General features: G+C 64.4%; 5 protein-coding genes. 2 read left to right on the plus strand and 3 right to left on the minus strand.

The window, feature by feature from the left end:
* The 3 genes from LI953_RS15645 to LI953_RS15185 form a co-directional block, all read right to left on the minus strand.
* On the minus strand, positions 1–1,971 hold a 1,971-nt coding region (locus tag LI953_RS15645; protein WP_227076932.1), incomplete at its 3' end, for a site-specific integrase.
* A 270-nt stretch (positions 1,972–2,241) separates the two neighbouring features.
* Positions 2,242–2,610, minus strand: a complete 369-nt coding sequence (locus LI953_RS15180; protein ID WP_227076933.1) for a helix-turn-helix domain-containing protein — start codon at positions 2,608–2,610, stop codon at positions 2,242–2,244.
* A 15-nt stretch (positions 2,611–2,625) separates the two neighbouring features.
* The gene (locus tag LI953_RS15185) at positions 2,626–2,832 is read right to left on the minus strand and encodes a hypothetical protein (RefSeq protein WP_227076934.1); all 207 of its coding nucleotides are present in this window, start codon (positions 2,830–2,832) and stop codon (positions 2,626–2,628) included.
* 637 nt (positions 2,833–3,469) lie between these two features.
* Here LI953_RS15185 and vapB point away from each other — a divergent pair.
* Positions 3,470–3,694 (plus strand): type II toxin-antitoxin system VapB family antitoxin, encoded by a 225-nt coding sequence (vapB, locus tag LI953_RS15190; RefSeq protein WP_227076935.1) that lies wholly within the window; start codon positions 3,470–3,472, stop codon positions 3,692–3,694.
* A complete protein-coding gene (locus tag LI953_RS15195) occupies positions 3,694–4,098 on the plus strand; it encodes a type II toxin-antitoxin system VapC family toxin (protein ID WP_227076936.1) in 405 nt (134 codons plus the stop codon). Before vapB ends, LI953_RS15195 begins: the two co-directional genes overlap by 1 nt.
* Positions 4,099–4,249 lie beyond the last annotated feature (151 nt).

Below are 4,249 nucleotides of genomic sequence, written 5' to 3' on the forward strand. Positions count from 1 at the left end.
GATCTTGCTGGCCCCTCGCTCCCCCAGCAGCACCTGATTGGCGTGCCGGGCGGCGGCCTCCTGCTCCAGGCCCAGGTAAAACCGCCGGGTCGTCTCCGGGTTGCGATGCCCGAGCAGTAGCGAGACGATCTCGTAAGCCCCCGGATGCGCCTTGAGATAGCGGACCGCGGCAAAATGCCGGACGAGGTGCATATTGAATTCCACACCGAGCTCGGCCTCAACCCGTTTGGAGAATTCAGCCGCAAATTCGGCGGCATTGCGCGGGCCATCGCTGATGCCGGGGAACAGATACGGGTTGCCCGGCGCCGCCAGCCGGGGGCGGTATTGCCGCAGGTAGGTCTCGATGCGTTGGGCCGAGTCCTCTTCAATCGGCCAGCTCAGCGCCTGGCTGTTTTTGACATCGCGGCCCGGGATAAAAATATCCGTGATCAGCTTGCCGCCGGCTGGTCGCCGCAAATGCGTGTCAAGCCTAAGTTTGAGGGCATTGTCGCGCCGGGCGGGCATGAACAGGAGAATTTCCAGAGCCGTCGCGAACATGGCGGCCAAGGCCTGCTGCTTAGGGTCGAGCTCCGGATCGGCCGCCTTCCCGCCCATCCAGAAGCTCGGCAAATGCAGCAGCTGCGTGCATACGGGCTCCGCCAGCAGCGCCCCCAGCCGCACGCGGTTTTTCTCGCTCATGCCCTGCTGCTGCGCGGGGCGCACGAAGCTGAGCATCGCCTTGAGCTCGTCAATCTCCTCGGCCGGCAACTGGGCGACATATTCCGCGATCTGGCGCAGCGTTTCACCGAGGCCGATCAGGTTTGAGCTGCGCAGATCATCCTCGCGCACCTCATCCAGTTGCGCCTCCAGCTTGTGCCGCAGCCGCTCGCGATGGAAGTGCAGAATCGTGGCCGGGTGATCGAGCGGCGTGACCAAAACGCTGAGCGAGGTCAGCTGGTCCAGCGGGGTGCCGGACTGCACCAGCGCGGTCGCGGCCATCTTGATCTGGTCGCGGCGGGTTGTCACGGTGCGCGGCTTGAGGGCGCGCGGCACGGAGCGCGGGCTGCGATGCCGACCCGCCGGCGGCTGGCCGTCCGCGCGCTCGCCCCCGGCCGCCTTGGCGCGGGCGAGCATCGCCGCGAACGGATTGCCGCTCTTGAAGACCGCGCCCGGCCCGTCGGCCAAGCGGGTCAAATAGCGCTCGGCGTCATCCTGGAAGCTGCGCGGGAATTTGTCCCAGGGGATCCCGTAGTGATCCCGCATGCCGGTGCGCGTCAGCTCGGTCTGGGGCCAGCCCGGCACGGCGTCGCGCGCAAACGCCCAGTTGCCTGCGGTGCGCCGGCCCAGGCCGCCCGCGTCCTTATGCAGAATCTCCGTGCGGCACCACGCCTCAAAGTCGTCGAGATGCGCGGGGGCCACGGCTTCGGGCTCAATGGCGCGCAGGGTCAGGTAGCGCAGGAACAAGATCAGCCCCCGCTGGCGCTCACTGGTCGGCAAGGCGGCATATAGCTTTTGCCATTCCGGACGCAGCCGGTTGCGGCCATAGCCGGCATCCGCATGGTGCCCGACCCGGATCAGGATGTAGCGCAACCCGGAGACGGCATTGCGGTGCGCGTCCTGGCTCAGCCCAAAAAAGCGCGGCTGATGCGCCCACAGACAAGCATTCAGCGCGGCGCAGCTCCACGCCTCCAGCCCGCGTAATTTATCCGGGCAGGCGGCTTGGATCTTCTCGCCGTGCCGGATCGCCGTGACCAGCGCCGCCCGCCGGGCCGGGGTTTGATCGGTCCAGCCCGAGACAACCTCAATCAGCCGCGCCGCGCTCAGCGGGCGGGGCTGCGGCTCGGGATCATGCCGAACACGGTTGGCCTGGCCGCGCGGCCGCCGCTTTTGCTTGGGCCCCCCACCAACATCCTGAGCCAGATCAACCGGGGCTACGCTCGCGCCAATGGGTGCCGCCGCGGGGGCGGCAATCACGGTGGCGGGCGTTTCCACCTGTGTCGGCGCAGCCTCGGGTTCAGCGCCCCTCTCCGGCGCCAAGCGCGGGGGCGCTGGCACAATCGCGGGCACAGAGGCCTCGATAGCCTCAGAACCCTCACCGTGACCCCGGCGCGGGGGCGTCAAATCCGTCTTCGTCATTGCGTCTTCCTCCAAACGGCGCGCCGCGGCAAACAGCGGCAAATCATTCAAAGAGGGCACATTCGACTTATCAGATTGAGCGGAATAGCCTTGCATTTGTCTCTCTATTGCATTGAAATAGAACGTTTATTCTGCGGCTTCTGAACCCGCCTCCGGCGCTGGATTTTTTGTATCAACGGCGTTCAAATCAGCTTTGCTGGCCCCCGCCGCAGCGGGCGCATCGGAGGCGGCCGCAGCGGGCGCATCGCCCAGCGCCAGGCGCTCGATCTCGGCCAGGGGGATCAGCCGCGCCCGCCCGATCCGGATCGCGCGCAAATGGCCAGACGCAACCCAGAGACGAACAGTCCGCGGCGAACGGCCAAAGATCCGGCCTGCCTCGGCATAGGTCAGGAATTTTTTGACAGGCCCCAACGCATTGGCGGCCGCTTCGATCTGGTCAAACGCCGCAGCGCCCCCAGAACCGCGTCTTTCGTCACTCCAATCTGCATCCGTCATCTAATGCCGGCTCCGTCATGTGGAGCCACGACACTGGCGAAGACTGGTCGCCAACACGAAAAACGATAAGATCATCGCAACAAAGAGCGCTTGCGCAGCGCCAATGATGTATACGCTCGGCCTGATGTGCGGCCGCTTTGTCAGTACCACGCCCGCTGCGGCGATTGCCCGGCTGGTGAACGCGGCGAACCCGGCGCCGAATGTGGCGCCGAGCTGGAACATCGCGCCCAGTCAGCAGGGTGCAGGCGGTTCCTATAAGAGCCGGATCACGGAGCCCTCACCCCGGAATGCACCGGGGCACGCGGCTTCCAGGCGCTCACCCGGCTCCGGTTTCCCCGGCGGGCAGTGGCCATCAGCTGAACCAAAAGGGCAGGCGCGCCGCCTTATGCGCGAGACGCTACCGGATTCTCACCCGCCACGGCGGCTTCGGCTGCTGACGCGGACCGCTCCGATCCCCCTGAGGCGGCTGTCCGCCAATGGGATAGTCGACAAGAAGAAAGCCTGCGAAGTGGGCTGCGGCACGAGGGCGCTCCCCTCACTACCACCGGGAGGTGGCGGACCGCAGAGGCGGCGGATTGGCCCCCCGAGAAAAGGGCATGTCGATGAAAGGTAGCGTGAACAGACAGCTCCAAGGGTCCGCACGCCTCCCAGTCCGGCAGGCAGGAACGCGGAGGGGGAGGTGTGGCCGAAGCCAGTGAAACAGGTATGACTCTATTCACCAACCAACAGGGCGTCCTGGTCCATCGCGATGATGAATGATTGGGCGACCATGACCAAAGCGCTGGCAACGGGTTGATAATCGTTGAAATCAAACGCTCATTCCTGTATATCCAGATCGGATATTCAATGGGAACAGTTCATGCTGGCTCGCACCTCTCTCTTCCTCTCCAACCGCTCGCAAGCCGTACGGCTGCCAAAAGCCGTGGCGTTTGGCGAGGGTGTGCGCGAGGTGGTGATTGTCCCCGAAGGCAGGCGGCGGATCATAGCGCCAGCTGATGCCGCCTGGGACGATTTCTTTGACGCGCCGGGAGTTGACTTGGGGGCGCGCGTGCAACCGCCGATGCAGAAGCGCGAGCGTTTCTGATGCTGCGATATCTGTTGGACACCAATCTATGTATCCGGGTACTGCGCGACCGACCTAAAGGATTGCGAGCGCGGTTCAATGCCTATGCCGAGGCGCTATGTCTCTCTGACGTTGTGCTCTACGAGTTGTTCTATGGTGCTGAGCGCTCTGCTGATCCGCCGCGAATTCGTCGTGAGGTGGAGCACTTCGCGGCTCGTTTGGCGGTGCTGCCGTTTGATAGCGACGCCGCAGCTCATACGGCCGAAATCCGTGCTGACCTGGAAACGCGAGGCTGCGTTATCGGGCCGTACGACCTAATGATCGCTGGACACGCCCGTAGCCGGGGCCTGGTGGTAGTTACTGGCAATCTCGATGAATTCCAGCGTGTGCAGGGGCTACGCTGCGAGGATTGGTTGTCGGCGTGAATAAGCCAGCATATTTTGCCTTCTGGGGCAAAACACAGGATGTGGATGGTCGATTGACATGGCATCCCGCCCTTGTTGGGCCTTATTTTTCAAGCGTTACGCGCTGTGGCTGTGTGTGTTCCGGCTTGGCTGTGCCGCCGTCAGGCGACCC

It is taken from the genome of Acidocella sp. KAb 2-4, assembly GCF_020567705.1.
In the GTDB taxonomy this organism is placed as follows: domain Bacteria; phylum Pseudomonadota; class Alphaproteobacteria; order Acetobacterales; family Acetobacteraceae; genus Acidocella.